This window comes from Streptomyces sp. ICC1 (genome assembly GCF_003287935.1).
Classification (GTDB): Bacteria; Actinomycetota; Actinomycetes; order Streptomycetales; family Streptomycetaceae; genus Streptomyces; species Streptomyces tritrimontium.
Map to the genome: position 1 here is coordinate 6,159,964 of NZ_CP030287.1, position 15,442 is coordinate 6,175,405.

At 72.2% G+C, this 15,442-nt stretch carries 11 protein-coding genes and 3 pseudogenes; 10 read left to right on the forward strand and 4 right to left on the reverse strand.

Features of this window, described 5'->3' with window-relative positions:
- Positions 1 to 225 precede the first annotated feature (225 nt).
- Positions 226 to 1,767: a histidine ammonia-lyase gene (hutH, locus tag DRB96_RS28995; RefSeq protein WP_112451122.1), complete on the forward strand. Its 1,542-nt coding sequence runs from the start codon at positions 226 to 228 to the stop codon at positions 1,765 to 1,767.
- Positions 1,768 to 1,973: 206 nt separating this feature from the next.
- On the opposite strand, the gene DRB96_RS29000 is transcribed toward hutH, so the two are convergent.
- Complete coding sequence (locus DRB96_RS29000) at positions 1,974 to 2,273, reverse strand: hypothetical protein (protein ID WP_112451123.1); 300 nt, start codon at positions 2,271 to 2,273, stop codon at positions 1,974 to 1,976.
- 278 nt (positions 2,274 to 2,551) lie between these two features.
- On the opposite strand from DRB96_RS29000, the gene DRB96_RS29005 reads away from it, so the two are divergent.
- The 5 genes from DRB96_RS29005 to DRB96_RS29025 all read left to right on the forward strand — a co-directional run bounded on the left by DRB96_RS29005 (position 2,552) and on the right by DRB96_RS29025 (position 7,427).
- The gene (locus DRB96_RS29005; protein WP_343234609.1) at positions 2,552 to 2,854 is read left to right on the forward strand and encodes a hypothetical protein; all 303 of its coding nucleotides are present in this window, start codon (positions 2,552 to 2,554) and stop codon (positions 2,852 to 2,854) included.
- A 115-nt stretch (positions 2,855 to 2,969) separates the two neighbouring features.
- The gene (locus tag DRB96_RS29010; protein WP_112451125.1) at positions 2,970 to 4,247 is read left to right on the forward strand and encodes an Ig-like domain-containing protein; all 1,278 of its coding nucleotides are present in this window, start codon (positions 2,970 to 2,972) and stop codon (positions 4,245 to 4,247) included.
- A 158-nt stretch (positions 4,248 to 4,405) separates the two neighbouring features.
- Positions 4,406 to 5,899, forward strand: a complete 1,494-nt coding sequence (locus DRB96_RS29015; RefSeq protein WP_112451126.1) for an ABC transporter permease — start codon at positions 4,406 to 4,408, stop codon at positions 5,897 to 5,899.
- 80 nt (positions 5,900 to 5,979) lie between these two features.
- Positions 5,980 to 6,657, forward strand: coding sequence for an ABC transporter ATP-binding protein (locus tag DRB96_RS29020; RefSeq protein WP_112451127.1), 678 nt, complete (start codon positions 5,980 to 5,982; stop codon positions 6,655 to 6,657).
- A gap of 356 nt (positions 6,658 to 7,013) precedes the next feature.
- A complete protein-coding gene (locus tag DRB96_RS29025) occupies positions 7,014 to 7,427 on the forward strand; it encodes a GNAT family N-acetyltransferase (RefSeq protein WP_162688557.1) in 414 nt (137 codons plus the stop codon).
- Here DRB96_RS29025 and DRB96_RS29030 read toward each other — a convergent pair.
- The gene (locus DRB96_RS29030; protein WP_112451129.1) at positions 7,410 to 8,285 is read right to left on the reverse strand and encodes a helix-turn-helix transcriptional regulator; all 876 of its coding nucleotides are present in this window, start codon (positions 8,283 to 8,285) and stop codon (positions 7,410 to 7,412) included. The two genes, DRB96_RS29025 and DRB96_RS29030, sit on opposite strands and share 18 nt — an antisense overlap.
- 223 nt (positions 8,286 to 8,508) lie before the next feature.
- Between DRB96_RS29030 and DRB96_RS29035 the strand changes: the two genes are divergently transcribed.
- The 3 genes and pseudogenes from DRB96_RS29035 to DRB96_RS45065 form a co-directional block, all read left to right on the forward strand.
- Positions 8,509 to 9,555 (forward strand): NAD(P)-dependent alcohol dehydrogenase, encoded by a 1,047-nt coding sequence (locus tag DRB96_RS29035; RefSeq protein ID WP_239516110.1) that lies wholly within the window; start codon positions 8,509 to 8,511, stop codon positions 9,553 to 9,555.
- A gap of 138 nt (positions 9,556 to 9,693) precedes the next feature.
- Positions 9,694 to 11,868 (forward strand): sulfatase-like hydrolase/transferase, encoded by a 2,175-nt coding sequence (locus DRB96_RS29040; RefSeq protein ID WP_112451131.1) that lies wholly within the window; start codon positions 9,694 to 9,696, stop codon positions 11,866 to 11,868.
- Positions 11,869 to 11,967: 99 nt separating this feature from the next.
- Positions 11,968 to 13,425 (forward strand): annotated as a pseudogene (locus DRB96_RS45065) (PKD domain-containing protein); the annotation flags it as partial.
- Positions 13,426 to 13,689: 264 nt separating this feature from the next.
- On the opposite strand, the pseudogene DRB96_RS45070 reads toward DRB96_RS45065, so the two are convergent.
- Positions 13,690 to 13,815: pseudogene (locus DRB96_RS45070) on the reverse strand (esterase); the annotation flags it as partial.
- A gap of 12 nt (positions 13,816 to 13,827) precedes the next feature.
- Here DRB96_RS45070 and DRB96_RS45075 point away from each other — a divergent pair.
- A pseudogene (locus tag DRB96_RS45075) lies at positions 13,828 to 14,295 on the forward strand (TIGR00645 family protein); the annotation flags it as partial.
- Positions 14,296 to 14,478: 183 nt separating this feature from the next.
- Here the strand turns inward: DRB96_RS45075 and DRB96_RS29060 are convergent.
- Positions 14,479 to 15,234, reverse strand: a complete 756-nt coding sequence (locus DRB96_RS29060; protein WP_112451132.1) for an alpha/beta hydrolase — start codon at positions 15,232 to 15,234, stop codon at positions 14,479 to 14,481.
- Positions 15,235 to 15,442: the final 208 nt, after the last annotated feature.

Below are 15,442 nucleotides of genomic sequence, written 5' to 3' on the forward strand. Positions count from 1 at the left end.
GCCCGGACCGGGCGCGAACGCGCGGCGGGCTGAGGCCCCCGGCCCCGCTGGCCCCCGCCGGACGGAGTCCGGCGCAGCGCCGCGAAGCCGGGGAGGCCCGCCGGGGCCGAGCCGTGCGAGGGGTGCGTGAAGGAGGGGAGGCCCCGCCGGGGTCGAGGCGTGCGGGGGGTGCGTGAAGGAGGGGTGACATGAAGGGATTCAGTCCGTAGGGTGCTGAATATGGATATGCACACTGTCGTGGTGGGAACGTCCGGGACCACCGCCGAGGACGTGATCGCCGTCGCTCGGGGCAACGCCCGCGTCGAGCTTTCCGGCGAGGCCGTCGCCGCGCTGGGCCGGGCCCGGGAGATCGTGGAAGCGCTCGCCGCCAAGCCCGAGCCCGTCTACGGGGTGTCCACCGGGTTCGGTGCGCTCGCCTCCCGGCACATCAGCCCCGAGCTGCGCGCGCAGCTCCAGCGCAACATCGTCCGTTCGCACGCCGCCGGCATGGGCCCGCGCGTCGAGCGCGAGGTCGTGCGCGCACTGATGTTCCTGCGGCTGAAGACCGTCGCCTCCGGGCACACCGGCGTGCGGCCGTCCGTCGCGCAGACCATGGCCGACGTCCTGAACGCCGGGATCACCCCCGTGGTCCACGAGTACGGCTCCCTCGGCTGCTCCGGCGACCTCGCCCCGCTCTCGCACTGCGCGCTCGCCCTCATGGGCGAGGGCGACGCGGAGGGTCCCGACGGGACCGTCCGGCCCGCCGGCGAGCTGCTCGCCGAAGCCGGGATCGTCCCCGTCGAGCTCCGGGAGAAGGAGGGCCTCGCCCTCCTCAACGGCACCGACGGAATGCTCGGCATGCTGGTCATGGCCCTCGCCGACCTCGGCAAGCTGTACACCTCCGCCGACATCACCGCCGCCCTGACCCTGGAGGCGCTGCTCGGGACCGAGAAGGTGCTGCAGCCCGAGCTGCACGCCATCCGCCCGCACCCCGGCCAGGGCGCCTCCGCCGCCAACATGGCCGCCGTCCTGGCGGGGTCGGGGCTCACCGGGCACTTCCAGGAGGAGTCCGCCCCGCGCGTCCAGGACGCCTACTCCGTGCGCTGCGCCCCGCAGGTCGCCGGCGCGGGCCGCGACACCATGGCGCACGCCGCCCTCGTCGCCTCGCGCGAGCTGGCCGCCGCCGTCGACAACCCGGTCGTGCTGCCCGACGGGCGCGTGGAGTCCAACGGCAACTTCCACGGAGCCCCGGTCGCGTACGTCCTGGACTTCCTGGCCATCGCCGCGGCCGACCTCGGCTCCATCTGCGAGCGCCGCACCGATCGGCTGCTCGACAAGAACCGCAGCCACGGCCTGCCGCCGTTCCTCGCGGACGACGCCGGTGTGGACTCCGGCCTGATGATCGCCCAGTACACGCAGGCCGCCCTGGTCAGCGAGATGAAGCGGCTCGCGGTCCCGGCCTCCGCCGACTCGATCCCCTCCTCCGCCATGCAGGAGGACCACGTCTCCATGGGGTGGTCGGCGGCGCGCAAGCTCCGTACGGCCGTCGACAACCTCACCCGGATCGTCGCGATCGAGATGTACGCCGCCACCCGCGCCATCGAGCTGCGCCACGGACTCACCCCGGCGCCGGCCAGCCGGGCCGCCATCACGGCCGCCCGCGCGGCGGGTGTGGAGGGGCCCGGACCGGACCGCTTCCTCGCCCCCGACCTGGCCGCCGCCGACGCGTTCGTCCGGTCGGGCGCGCTCGTGGAGGCCGTGGAATCCGTGACCGGCCGCCTGGCCTGAGTCGCGCCGTACGGCGAAAGGGCCGCGGCCCGGGGAATCACCCCGGACCGCGGCCCTTTGTCGTACGCGGAGACGTGGGGACGCGGAGACGTGGGGACGCGGAGACGTGGGGACGCGGAGACGCGGGGACGCGGAGACGCGGGGACGCGGGACGCGGAGACGCGGGCCCGGGGAAACCGGGGCCCGGACCGGCGTTGGCGCCGGTGCTACAGCGCGCGCGAGCGGCGTACCGAGAAGGCCACGAAGCCGGCCCCGAGGCCCAGGCAGAGCGTGCCGCCGAGCAGGTACGGGGTGGTCTCGACGCCGCCGGTGTCGGCGAGCGAGAGGGAGGCGCCGTCGGCCGCCAGGGCCGCCGCGGCCTGGGACCGGGAGCTCCCGGCCGCGGACTCGGAGGCGGAGCCCTGCGCGTGCTCGGGGGCGGTGGCGTTGGCCGAGGGGACGAACCACAGAGCGGCGAGGAGGGTGGTCGCTCCGAGAGCGGTGAGTGTTGATCGACGTGCGGACACGGTGCGATCCCCCTTGTGCAGCAGCGAATTGGCCGTGTCCGGTGATGGTACCTCCGGAGCGCTCCGGGGTTCAGCCCGGTCGGGAAGAGCCTGCTGGGGAAGGGTGGATTGTCATATCGGCGTTTAATGGTCATTTACCGAATCCGGGGGGAAATCGGCCCGTTCGGGGGAGCGTTGATGTCGGGGAAAGGGGCGGGTCGTGGGAAAGCCGGGGATTGCGCGGGATTACCCTCCGTCATATGAACCCTTCTGAGACATCACGATACGTACGCCTTCGGGTGGATCTGGTACTCGAGGTACCCGACGTGGACGCGCTCACCGGAGCCGCGCTCGCGCACATCAAGGCCGACGAGTTCATGCCGGACGAAGAGCGCAGCCACGCGGAGGCGGCGGTCCGGGAGGACGAATCGGAGGCTTTGGCCTACTTGGTGGACCCCACCGACCTCGTCGCGGAAATCCCCGGAGTGGAGCTCGCACAGGCCTCTTGGAGCAGCGAGCCCGTGGAATACGACCCCGAGTCCATGGAGTGGGACCTGGACGAGGAAGATGGGGACATCGACGAAGAGGCTGACAGCGTCTGACGGTGGGGTTGACCACATTCGAAGGGAATGTGGATGCGGCCCGGGGCGTCAACGCGTTGTCAGGACGAGGCAGGGGGGCGTGCCCCCCTGCCCGGGGAACGGGGTTCCGGCAACGATGGAGTGGCGTGTGAGGACGGACAGCAAGCGACGGAGAAAGGCCCTGGTGGCCATATCCGCCGTACTCGGTGGCGTACTGGTGCTCGCGGGGTGCAACGACGCGGGTGACGGCGGGACGGATGCGCCGAAGGCCAACGGGGAGGCGTCGGCCAAGGCCGATGTCGACGCGGCGGCGGCCAAGGACGCCTCCAAGGCGCGAATAACCATCACTCCCAAGGACGGCGCCGCCAACGTCGGCCTGAACGACGCGGCCAACGTGGCCGTCGTCGACGGAACGCTCACCCTGGTCGAGCTGAAGAGCAACGAGGGCACCGCGGTGCCGGGCAAGATCGCCGCGGACGGCAAGAGCTGGAAGCCGGACGGCGCGCTGAAGCGCTCGACCAAGTACGCGCTGTCGGCGACCGCGAAGGACGAGGCGGGCCGCGAGGCGCACGAGAACGCCTCCTTCACCACGATCTCCCCGGAGAACAGCTTCGTCGGCTCCTTCATCCCGGACGAGGGCAAGACCGTCGGTGTGGGCATGCCGGTCTCGATCACCTTCAACAAGCCGATCAAGGACAAGAAGGCCGTCCAGGCGGGCATCACGGTCACCTCCACCAGCGGCCAGGAAGTCGTGGGCCACTGGTTCAGCGCGCAGCGCCTGGACTTCCGCCCGGAGAAGTACTGGCAGGCGAACTCCACCGTCACGCTGAAGCTGGCGCTGGACGGCGTCGCGGGCGGCCCCGGCATCCAGGGCGTCCAGAACAAGACCGCCACCTTCAAGATCGGCAGGAGCCAGGTCTCCACCGTCGACGCGAAGTCGAAGAAGATGACGGTCACCCGGGACGGCGCGGTCCTCAAGACCATCCCGATCTCGGCGGGCGCCCCGGCGAACCCGACGTACAACGGCCAGATGGTGATCTCCGAGAAGTTCAAGGAGACCCGGATGAACGGTGCCACCGTCGGCTTCACGGACGATGACGGCAAGGGCGAGTACGACATCAAGGACGTTCCGCACGCGATGCGGCTGTCCAACTCCGGCACCTTCATCCACGGCAACTACTGGGGCTCGGACTCCATCTTCGGCAGCGTCAACACCAGCCACGGCTGTGTCGGTCTGAACGACGCCAAGGGTGCGAACGACCCGAACCAGCCCGCGGCCTGGTTCTACGACAACTCCCTCATCGGAGACGTCGTCACGGTCGTCAACTCCCCGGACAAGACCATCAAGCCGGACAACGGACTCAACGGCTGGAACATGAGCTGGGCGGACTGGAAGGCGGGCGCGGCCGTCTGACGCGCCGACCCGACAGCTGAACCCCGCGACGGACGGCGGGGAGCCCCGGCCAGGGGGCTCCCCGCCGTCCGTCTGTGCGTGGCCTGTGAGTTCGCGTTCTCATCCGACTCTTATCGGCGGCTTATCCGGCGATCAGGGGTGCTGCCTAGGTTCGCCGCATGTTCTTCACCTACCTCCGGCGCGAGTTGCGCCGCCGCAGGAAGGCGGCGCTCGTCGTCGCCTCCGGACTCGCCCTGGGCATCGCCCTCGTCATCGTCGTCACCTCGGTCTCGGCGGGGATGGCTCAGGCGCAGGGCAAGGTCCTCCAGTCGCTCTACGGCCTCGGGACGGACATGACCGTCACCAAGGCGCAGGCCCCGCCGGGCGAGGACGGCGCCGCCGCCCGGCCCCGGTTCCAGTTCGACGCGAACGGCGAGGGCGACGCGAACGCCGGGGCCGAGCAGAGCAGCGACCTCGTCATGCCGCAGGGCTTCGAGACGCTCGACGCCGCGACCGTGGGCGAGGTGTCCGGCCAGGAGGGCGTCGCCCAGGCCGTCGGCGGGCTCAGTCTGCAGGTGATGAAGGTCAACGGGCAGTTCAAGCGCGGCGAGTTCAAGCGGGCGGAGGGCGCCGCGGGCAGCGGCGGCGCCACCAAGCCGGGCGCGACGGGCGGCGCCACGGGCGGTGCGGGCGGCACGGTCGAGGGCGGAGGCGCCGACTTCGACGTCAACTCCTTCTCCGTGTACGGCACGGACGTCACCAAGCCCGAGCTGGGCCCGCTCACCACCTCCGAGATCACCTCGGGCCGCGGTTTCCAGGCCGGCGAGACCGACGCGGCCGTCGCGGTCGTCGACAGCGCCTACGCCACGAAGAACAAGCTGGCCGTCGACTCCGAAGTCACCGTCAAGAACGCCAAGTTCAAGGTCATCGGCATCGCCACCGCCGACAGCGGGGACGCGGCCGCCAACGTCTACGTACCGCTCAAGCAGGCCCAGACCCTCGCGGGGACCCCGGACAAGATCACCACGGTCTACGTCCAGGCCGAGGACTCCCAGGCGATCGGCTCCGTGAAGCAGGCCATCCAGAAGAACGTCCCGGACACCACCGTCACCACCTCGGCCGACCTCGCCGACACGGTCTCCGGTTCGCTCTCCACCGCCGCCTCCCTCGCCTCCACCGTCGGCACCTGGCTCTCGTACGCCGTCCTCCTGGCGGCCTTCCTCGTCGCCGGCCTGCTGACCTCCTCCGCCGTCTCCCGGCGCGTCCGCGAGTTCGGCACCCTCAAGGCGCTCGGCTGGAAGAGCGGCCGCGTCACCGGCCAGGTCGCCGGAGAGGCCTTGGTCAACGGCCTGATCGGCGGGGCGCTCGGCATCGGCCTGGGGCTCGCGGCCGCCTACGCCATCACGGCGATCAGCCCGAAGCTCACCGCGCAACTCGCGGGCGGCGGAGCCCGGGCCGGCGCCGGCGGCGGCGCGGGAGGCGGCGGCATGATGCGCTCCGCCCGGCAGGGCGCGGGCAAGGCCCTCGACATCGCGCTCACCGCGCCCGTCTCGTTCTCCACGATCGGCCTGGCCGTCGCCCTCGCCGTCGCCGGCGGGCTGATCGCGGGCGGCTTCGGCGGCTGGCGCGCCTCCCGGCTGCGGCCGGCGGACGCCCTGCGCCGCGTCGAGTAGCCCGCCCGCCCCGCGGGCCGGCGGGGCCGCCCGCCCGCGCGGGCCGACCGTACGAACTTCTGAGCGAGCGAAGGAACGAGATGTACCAACTCACCGGTGTCACCAAGCGCTACCGGCGCGGCAAGGAATCCATCGACGCGCTGGCCGGCGTGGACCTGACCATCGAGGACGGCGGCCGGCTCGTCATCCAGGGTCCCACCGGCGGCGGCAAGTCCACCCTGCTCCAGATGCTCGGCGCCCTCGACCGGCCGACGGCGGGAGCGGTCGTCCTCGACGGGCTCGACCTCGCCACCGTCTCCGAGGCCCGCCTCACCCGGGTCCGGGCGGAGAACATCGGCTTCGTCTTCCAGTCCTTCAACCTGATCCCGACGCTCACCGCCCAGGAGAACGTCGAGACGGCGCTGGTTCCGCTCGGCCTCAAGGCGCGCGAACGCCGCGAGCGGGCCGCCGAGGCACTGGACTCCGTGGGCCTCGGCGAGCGGATGGGCCACCTGCCCGGCGAGATGTCCGGCGGCCAGCAGCAGCGCGTGGCCATCGCCCGGGCCCTGGTGAAGCGGCCGAAGGTGCTGCTCGCCGACGAGCCGACCGGCAACCTCGACGAATCGATGCGCGACGAGGTCATGGACCTGCTCGAAGGGCTGTGGAAGGAGCACGGCCTGACCTTCGTGATGGTCACGCACGACAGCGCGCTCGCGAAGCGGGCACCGCGCGTGGCGACGATCCGGCGCGGCCGGGTGACGATCACCGAAAACGCCTGAGCGCACCGCCGCGCTCTCCGCACCCCCCACCGACACCGAGGTCGACCACTGGTGGGCCGTCCTGGCTTCCGCCCGGACGGCCGACCTGCCGCAGGTGCCGCCGCCCTCCCGGACGGAGGTGGCCGGAGCGCTGCGGGTGCCTTCGGCGCGGGGGCGCTCGGTGCACTGGGCCGCGGAGGACGGCGTCGCCTCGCTGGTCCTGTTCACGGACGGCGGCAACGACCACACCGCGTTCCTGGACGAGCTGACGGTCCGGCCGGACGCGCGGCTACGAGCTGTTCTGCTGGCCCGGACTGGTCCCCGACGCGTGGGCGCCGGCGGTGGCCGTCGCCCACAGGGCGATGGAGGACGCGCCGATGGGGGACCTGGACCAGCGGATCCAGACCTGGACGGCGGAGCGCCTGCACGCGAACCACCGCAAGATCCTGGACCGGGGAGGCGCGCTGACCACGGTCGCCGCCGTCACCCCGGACGGCGAGGTGGCGGCCTACACGGAACTGGTCCTCCCCGACCCGGCGGGCCCGCGCGCGCTCCAGTACGACACCGTGGTGGTCCCCGCCCACCGGGGCCACGGCCTCGGCCGCGCGGTCAAGCTCCGCATGCTCGCCGAGGCCGCCGTCCGCCACCCGGACCTGCGCACCATCGCCACCTCGGTGGCGGACGACAACACCCCGATGCTCGCGGTCAACGCGGCCCTGGGCTACCGGCGCGAACGCGCACACGGCTACTTACAGCTACAGCTACAGCTACAGCTACAGCTCCAGGACTGAGGCGGGGGCCGCCGGCGCCGACCAGGACGAGAGCATGCGCAGGGCGTCGGCCGAGGGGGAGCCCGGAGGCGCGTGGTAGGTGACCAGGAACTGCGCCGGATCGTCCGGCAGGGCCAGGGTCTCGAAGGAGAGCAGGAGCTCGCCGACCAGGGGATGGCGCAGCCGCTTGAGGCCGTGGGTCTTGTCGTCCGCCACCGTGTGGGCCGCCCACAGCCGGCGGAACTCCTCGTTCTTCACGGACAGCTCGCCCACCAGGGCCGTCAGGCGTTCGTCATCGGGGTACCGGCCGGCGTACAGCCGCAGATTGCTCACGACCTCGCACGCACGGCACTCCCAGTCCGCGTACAGCTCGGCCGTCGCCGGGTCCAGGAACACCAGCCGTACGAGATTGCGCTCCTGCGCGGGCAGGGCCCCGAAGTCGCCGAAGACCGCGGCCGCCAGCCGGTTCCAGCCGATGACGTCCTGGCGCCGCCCGACCAGGTACGCCGGTACGCCTTCCATGGCGTCCAGCAGCGTCCGCAGCTCGGGGCGGACCTGCTGCGGGCGCGCCGCCTGGCGGCGCCTGCGGGGCTTGGGGGCGGCCAGCCGGCTCAGGTGCGCGTGCTCGGTGCCGTCCAGGCGCAGCGCCCGCGCGATGGCGTCGAGGATCTCCGCGGACACGTTCTGCCCGTGGCCCTGCTCAAGGCGCGTGTAGTAGGCGACCGAGACCCCCGCCAGCTGCGCCAGCTCCTCGCGGCGCAGGCCGGGGACCCGGCGGTGACGGCCGTGGTCGGTCAGGCCCACGTCCTCGGGGCGCAGCCGGGCGCGCCGGGATCGCAGGAACTCGCCGAGCTCGGCTCGCTGATCAAGCTGGTCCATTACCCCAGTATCGCCGCGTGCGCGGACAGGCCGGGGGGCTGTGCCTGACCCCGCCAAGGGTAGGTTCGCCAGTCCTAGGCAGGACAGGGGGATGGGTCGCCGCGGCCCGCGAGGGCATGCTGGTGACCGAGGAACGAGCGGTGCGCCGCCCGGCGCCGCAGTCCTTCACCGCAGTCACTCGCACACCGCAGTCACTCGCAGCAGTCTTCCGAGGAGCCCCACCGTGTCCGTCACCCAGGTCGCCGCCTACGCCGCTCCCGCCCCCAAGGCCCCGCTGGAGCGCATCACCGTCCCGCGCCGCCCGGTCGGCACGCACGACGTCCTCATCGACATCAAGTTCGCCGGCATCTGCCACTCCGACATCCACCAGGTCACCGACGGCTGGGGCGAGGGCATCTACCCGATGGTCCCGGGGCACGAGATCGCCGGAGTGGTCACCGAGGTCGGCCCGGGCGTCACCAAGTTCGCGGTCGGCGACCGCGTCGGCGTCGGCTGCTTCGTCGACTCCTGCCGCGAGTGCGAGCAGTGCCTCGCCGGGCAGGAGCAGTTCTGCGCCAAGGGCATGACCGGCACGTACAACGCCCTCGACAAGAACGGCGAGCCCACGTACGGCGGTTACTCCACCCACGTGGTCGTCGACGAGAACTACACCGTCCGCATCCCCGACGGCCTCGCCCTCGACATCGCCGCCCCGCTGCTGTGCGCCGGCATCACCCTCTACTCCCCGCTGCGGCACTGGAAGGCCGGCCCCGGCAAGAAGGTCGCGATCGTCGGCCTCGGCGGCCTCGGCCACATGGGCGTCAAGATCGCCCACGCCCTCGGCGCCGAGGTCACCGTGCTCTCCCAGACCCTGCGCAAGAAGGAGGACGGGCTGGGGCTCGGCGCCGACCACTTCTACGCCACGAACGACGAGACCACCTTCGAGGAGCTGGCGGGCCGCTTCGACCTGATCGTGTCCACCGTCTCCGCACCGCTCGCCCTCGACGCCTACCTCGGGCTGCTGAAGGTGGACGGCGCCCTGGTGAACGTCGGCGCCCCCGAGGAGCCCGTCTCGCTGAACCTGTTCTCCGTCATCGGCGGCCGCAAGACGCTGGCCGGCTCGATGATCGGCGGGATCGCCGAGACGCAGGAGATGCTCGACTTCTGCGCGCTGCACGGACTCGGCTCGGACATCGAGGTGATCGCGGCCGCGGAGGTCAACGAGGCGTACGAGCGCGTACAGGCGGGCGACGTCCGCTACCGCTTCGTCATCGACACCTCGACCATCTGACCGTCCCGGCGCTCTCCCCGACAGCCCGCGGGCGCACGCCCGGGGGCTGTCACACGCTTTTCACGCCCCGTGCATGGTCCCGGCGGCCGCCCGGGCGGACGATCTTCCCACCAGCCTTTCGCCACCGGGGAGTTCGAGATGCCCAGCCGCCGCCACTTCATCGCGGGATCCGCCGCCGCCGCGGGCCTCGCGGCCCTCCCGCAGCTGGCGCGGCCCCAGGGGGCGGCCGCCGCCGAGCCGCCGGCGCCGGCCCCGAACCTCGTGGTGGTCCTGGCCGACGACCTCGGGTACGGGGACCTGGGCGCGTACGGCCAGAAGCTGATCTCCACCCCGCGCATCGACCGGCTCGCCGCCGAGGGGCTCCGCTTCACCGACGCCTACTCCGCAGCCGCCGTCTGCGCGCCCTCCCGGGCGGCACTGCTCACCGGCCTGCACACCGGCCACGCCGCCGTCCGCGCCAACCCCTCCAGCGGCGGCCAGGGCAGCCTCGGCGCCGGCGACACCACCTTCGCGGAGGTGCTGCGGGCGCGCGGCTACCGTACGGGCCTGTTCGGCAAGTGGGGCTTCGGACCGGAGGCCGGGGACCAGCCGAGCCACCCGGGCGCGCGGGGCTTCGAGGAGTTCTACGGGTACATCGACCACAGCCACGCCCACCAGTACCACCCTGCCTACCTCTGGCACAACGACGCCAAGGAGACCGTCCCGGCGGGCACCTTCGCCCCCGACGCGATCGCCGCGCGCGCCCTCGACTTCATCGACGCCCGCGCCGCCGGGGCCGACCCCTTCCTGCTCTTCCTCGCCCCCAACCTGCCGCACGCCCCGAGCGAGGTCCCCGACATCGGCGCGTACGCCTCGCAGTCGTGGACCCAGGCGAACAAGGCGCACGCGGCGCAGATCAGCCTCCTCGACGCGCAGGTCGGCGCGGTCGTGGACCGGCTGGAGGCGCTGGGGATCGCGGAGCGCACCGTGGTCCTGATCGCCTCCGACAACGGCCCGCACGAGGAGGGCGGCGTGAACCCCGACCTCTTCGACGCCAACGGCCCGCTGCGCGGCTACAAGAGGAACCTCTACGAGGGCGGCGTACGCGTCCCGCTGATCGCCTGGTCCCCGGGCCGCATCGCGCCCGGCACCACCAGCGCCCGCCCCACCCCGCTGTACGACCTCCTGCCCACCCTCGCCGAACTGGCGGGCGGCGCCCCGGCCCCCTCGGACATCGACGGGCTCTCGGCGGCCCCGGTGCTGAACGGCGCACCCGCCCTCGCCCCGGTCCACGGCCACCTGTACTGGTACCGCGACGAGCAGGGCGTCACCAGCCGGGCCAACACCCAGGACGGCGGCCGGGCGAAGCAGGTGGCGGAGGCCGTCCGCAAGGACCAGTGGAAGGCCGTACGGTTCGCCCCGGCGCGCGACCGGACCGTACCGGACGCGCAGTGGCGGTTCGAGCTCTACAACCTGACCACGGACCTCGCCGAGAAGTACGACGTGGCGGCGGCGAACCCCTCCGTGGTCACCTCCCTGACGGCCCTGCTCCGCTCCTCCTGGGCCGATACGTACACCCGCCGCCCGTGGGGCCTCACGGCGGTCGCCGACGCTTCGGCCGCCACCCTCACCACGACCGTCTCGAACGGCACCAGCCGCCCCTGGCCGGACGTGCGCGTCACCCTCCCCGTCCCCGCGGGCTGGACCGCCGCCCCGGTGGGCGCGACCACCGCGCCCTCCCTGGCCCCGGGCGCGGCCCTGACCACGACCTGGCGGGTGACCGCGCCCGGGACCGCGCCCGCGCTGCTCGTCCCACAGGCCGCCACCTCGTCCGGCCTGCACTTCACGGCGCCCACCCGCCACGCCCCGCTGCCGGCCCCGCCCGCCAAGGACAGCTACCTCAGCGACCTGACGTGGGTCTCGGCCGCCAACGGCTGGGGCCCGGTCGAGCTCGACCGCTCCAACGGCAAGCAGCCGGCGGGCGACGGCACCCCGATCGCCTTCGGCGGGGTCACGTACGCGAAGGGGCTCGGCGTGCACGCCCCGTCGGAGATCGTCTACCACCTGGGCGGACGCGGGAACCGCTTCACGGCCCTGGTCGGCATCGACGACTTCTCGAAGAAGCAGTCCGCGGCCGGAGCCACCCGCGCGACCGTCCGCGGCGACGGGCGCGTGCTGGCGACCACCGGGGTGCTGACCGGCGCCTCGGGGCCGACCGCGCTCGACGTGGACGTACGGGGGGTCAAGCTGCTCCACCTCGTCGTGGCGGATGCCAATGCGAACTCGGCCTTCGATCACACCTCGTGGGCGCAGGCTCGGGTGACGGTGCTCTGACAGCCGGTGGCGGAGGAGGGCGTTCCCCTCTCCGATCAGCTGTTCGCAACAATGCAGGTGAATTATCCCGGGGTGACAGGCAGTTCCCGGCAGGGGATGATGATCCGAGACTTCAGGGTTCGCGTGCGCCCGACCGTTGCTGGGGGGAACGGCCGGGCACCGTCGTGCGGCGCCGCTTCCTGTCCTTGGTCGATCCCCGCCGCCCTTACCACCGAAGGAACCCTGCCTGTGCGTCCTACCCGTGCGACGGTCCTGCTCACCGCGGGCCTCGTCACCCTTCTCGGGATACCGGCTGTCGCCGCTGCCGAGACCCCGGCCGACCTGTCCGTGAACAGCGCTTCGGACGCCTGTTCCGACGCCGGGACCGGCTCGAAGTCCGTCCCGTTCTGCTCGATCGGCGCCGCGGCCAAGGTGGTCAAGCCGGGCCAGACCGTGCGGATCGCCCCGGACACCAGCTACCCCGACGCGGTCACGATCGACCGCTCGGGAGAGCCGGGCAAGCCGATCACCTTCGCCGTCGGCGAGGACGGCGGCGGCGTCTTCCGGTCCTACCTCGACAAGGGCCTGACCGTCAGCGGGGCCTCCCACGTCGTGGTCCGCGGACTCCAGGTCAGGGGCGGGGTGCGCGTCGGCGGTTCCCGCGACGTCACGCTGGAGAAGCTCTACGCCTACGGACCCCAAGCCGCCGCCGTCGTGGTCGGCGAGGCGAGCACGGACGTACGCGTCGTGCGGAGCACGCTCGGCGCCGTCCGGATCGAGGGCGGGGCGCAGCGCACCGTCCTCAGCCGCAACGTGATCGAGGACAACCGGCGGCCGGGGGCGACGGTGCTGGACGCGCCCGGCACCGTCCTCACCAACAACAGCATCGGCGGCGACTGCGGGGCGGCCGTCTCGGTCGGCGGGACCTCGACCGGCTCGGCGCTGTTCAACAACGCGATCTTCACCAGGAGCACCCCCAAGACGTGCGCGGTCGCCGAGCCGCGCGTCGGCATCGCGGTGGCGCAGAGCGCCACGTCCGGTACCCGCGTCGACTACAACCTCATCGCGGCCCAGTCCGCGGGCGTGGCATCCCCTTACAACTGGGCCGGCACGGACCACCAGACGGTGGTGGCGTTCCTGGCAGCCAGCGGCCAGGGTGCGCACGACATCGTGAACGTGTCCCCCGAAGGCGTCGGCACGTGGGACGGATCCCCCACCATCGATTCGGGCGATTCCACGGCCCCGGGGGTGATTCCCCTGGACCTCTACGGGAAGCCGGTCGCGGACGACCCGAGGGTGCCCAACACGGGCAAGGACGGCGGGTACATCGACCGCGGCGCCTACGAGGCGCAGGACGACCTGCGGAGCGTGAACCTCTCGCTGAGCGAGAGCTGGGCGCCGGTCGGTACGCGCGTGAAGGCGACGGCCTCCGTGGACAGCAAGTGGCCCGCCGGCGTGACGTACCACTTCGACTTCGGTGACGGCACGGCTCCGGTGGTCACCGAGCAGACCACCGCCGAGCACGCCTACGCCGTGCCGGGCGACTACGCGGCCAAGGTGAAGGCCGTCAACGGCGTCGGAGCGGAGGTCTCCTCCTTCGACATCCTGACCAAGGTGACCCCGGCCGGTTCGCTGGCCACGGCCTTCACGGTCAAGCCGGAACTGCCCACCAACCAGAGCCCCCTCAGCGGTGTCCTGCCGCTGAGCGTCTCGGTCGACACCGCGGGCACCACGGCGCCGTGGCCGGTGACGAGCGCGGACGTGGACTTCGGTGACGGCACCACCGCGCACAGCACCGACGGCCGCTTCTCCTCCTACGCCTACAAGCAGCCGGGCGAGTCTCAGCCGTCCCACCAGCCACTCCAGCGCCGGCGGGACCTCGCGGCCCCACGTCTCGTAGTGGTGCCCGCCGCTGCCCAGGACGATCGACGACACCCGCGCGGGCGCCCGCACCGCATCGATGAACTGATGTTCCTGAGCCGCTGGCTCCAGCTGCCGCTCTACCTGGGCCTGATCGTGGCCCAGGTGGTCTACGTCTGGGTCTTCCTCAAGGACGTCGCCCACCTGGTCGGGGACATCGGCGCCCTCACGGAGACCACGACCATGCTGATGGTCCTGGGCCTGGTGGACGTGGTGATGGTCGCCAACCTGCTGCTGATGGTGATCGTCGGCGGCTACGAGACCTTCGTGGCCAGGGTCAACCTCAAGGACCACCCCGACGAGCCGGAATGGCTCAGCCACGTCAACGCGAACGTCCTGAAGGTGAAACTGGCCACCGCCATCATCGGCATCTCCTCGATCCACCTCCTGAAGTCCTTCATCGAGATCTCCGGGGACACGTGGGTGTGGCAGCAGACGATGTGGCAGGTGATCGTGCACGTGGCCTTCATCGTGTCGGCCATCGCCCTCGCCCTGATCGACCGCCTGCTGCCGAAGTCACAGCACTAGTGCCGTGACCGGAAAGGTCCACCGGGTCACGGCGCCCGGCACGGCACCTCGCCGCGTTGTCGGACCACCGAAGTACGTCCAGTACAAGCGGCGGCCCTCCGCCCGGGGGCCCCTCCCAGCGGTAGCTGGGGGAGATGCACCGCACCGGACACCGCGACCCGGCAAACCTTCCCGGCCACGGCACTAGCCGCGCAGGAAGGCCTCGACCTCGGTCGCGAAGGCCACCGGGCTCTCGTGCGGCGGGTAGTGGCCGGCGCCGGGCAGCGGGTGGATGCGGCAGTCGGGGTACCAGACCTGCCAGGTGGCCCGCATGACGTCGACGGTGAGCGCGAGGTCGTACTCGCCGACGAGGACCAGGACCGGGACGGTGCTGCCCTTCACGGCGGCGGACAGGTCCAGCGGCTGCCAGCTCGCGAGGTACGCGGCGAAGGCCTCGGGGCGGGACACGGCCAGCGAGTGCTCGACCATCAGGTCCAGCCAGCGCGGGCTCGCGCGGTGGCCGGTGACGACGTCGAGGATGGCGCGGCGGTTCCCGGCGTTCTCGGCGGCCCCGTAGAACAGCGCGCGGGTCGCGTCGTCCATCTCGTAGGGGGCCGCGGGGACGGGGTTGATCCCGACCAGCTTCTCCACGCGCTCGGGGGCGCGGACGAGGACCTGCTGCATGGCCTTGCCGCCCATGGAGTGCCCGAGGAGGGAGAAGGTGTCCCAGCCGAGCTCGTCGGCGAGCGCGAGGACGTCGTCGGCGATCTCGGCGAGGTTGTGGCGGCCGGGGACGTCCCGGCGGTCGCCGTAGCCCCGGTAGTCGAGGAAGGCGTACGAGAACTCCCGCGGGTCCAGGTACTCCAGCACGGAGCCCCAGTTGGTGGACGTGCCGAACCAGTCGTGCAGCACGATGATGCGGACGGGGCCGGTGCCGATCCTGCGGTGGGCGATGGCCATGCGTTCTCCCTCGGTGACGGGGCTGAAAGAATTGCCGCCGTACGTTCTGCCCACCGGGCCTACCATCACACCGTGACGCCGGCACCTTCCCCCCGTGGTGCGCGTCCGGGTCCCGGACACAGGCCGCGAGCTCCTGCCGCGCCACGCCCGCAGCCACCGCCCCGCTGACCTCCCGGTCCTGGAGCGGCGGCTGCTGCGCGTACCGGCC

What these genes read in the sequence shown, in the direction of transcription:
- hutH (WP_112451122.1), top strand. Translation starts at nt 226, where the DNA reads ATGCACACTGTCGTGGTGGGAACGTCCGGGACCACCGCCGAGGACGTG.
- DRB96_RS29010 (WP_112451125.1), top strand. Translation starts at nt 2,970, where the DNA reads ATGGAGTGGCGTGTGAGGACGGACAGCAAGCGACGGAGAAAGGCCCTG.
- DRB96_RS29015 (WP_112451126.1), top strand. Translation starts at nt 4,406, where the DNA reads ATGTTCTTCACCTACCTCCGGCGCGAGTTGCGCCGCCGCAGGAAGGCG.
- DRB96_RS29020 (WP_112451127.1), top strand. Translation starts at nt 5,980, where the DNA reads ATGTACCAACTCACCGGTGTCACCAAGCGCTACCGGCGCGGCAAGGAA.
- DRB96_RS29025 (WP_162688557.1), top strand. Translation starts at nt 7,014, where the DNA reads ATGGGGGACCTGGACCAGCGGATCCAGACCTGGACGGCGGAGCGCCTG.
- DRB96_RS29030 (WP_112451129.1), bottom strand. Translation starts at nt 8,285, where the DNA reads ATGGACCAGCTTGATCAGCGAGCCGAGCTCGGCGAGTTCCTGCGATCC.
- DRB96_RS29040 (WP_112451131.1), top strand. Translation starts at nt 9,694, where the DNA reads ATGCCCAGCCGCCGCCACTTCATCGCGGGATCCGCCGCCGCCGCGGGC.
- DRB96_RS29060 (WP_112451132.1), bottom strand. Translation starts at nt 15,234, where the DNA reads ATGGCCATCGCCCACCGCAGGATCGGCACCGGCCCCGTCCGCATCATC.